The following is a 319-nucleotide window of genomic DNA, read 5'->3' as shown; positions in this document are numbered from 1 at the left end:
TCGCCGTGCAGCCAGAACAGCTGGCCGTCGTAGCCGATGGGCCGCGTCCAGCCGGACAGCGGCAGCGCGCCGCAATCGAATTGCGGCCCCGGCGACAGGTCGGCGCCGAGCCCGCACAGGCCCAGCGTGCCACCCGGATTGCGCACGAGGACGCCCATCTGGCGCCGCATCAGGCCGGGCGCGGCGACGACCGGCGCGGCCAGCACGGCCTCCGTGCGGCAGGTCTCGCTGACCGGATTGATGGCGAGGCGGTACAGGCCGCGCGCAGTCGGCACGAGCGCCACGTCGCCGCGGCGCGCGGGCACCTGCAGGTGCGACG

At 75.9% G+C, this 319-nt stretch carries 1 pseudogene; it reads right to left on the bottom strand.

Annotated elements, in window-relative coordinates:
* Positions 1-319, bottom strand: a pseudogene (locus ACEN88_RS34990) (hypothetical protein); the annotation flags it as partial.

The organism is Massilia sp. CT11-108 (assembly GCF_047302915.1).
GTDB lineage: Bacteria > Pseudomonadota > Gammaproteobacteria > Burkholderiales > Burkholderiaceae_D > Telluria > Telluria orientalis.
The sequence above is the reverse complement of the archived record's forward strand: the minus strand, read 5'-3'. Positions and strand labels throughout refer to the sequence as shown.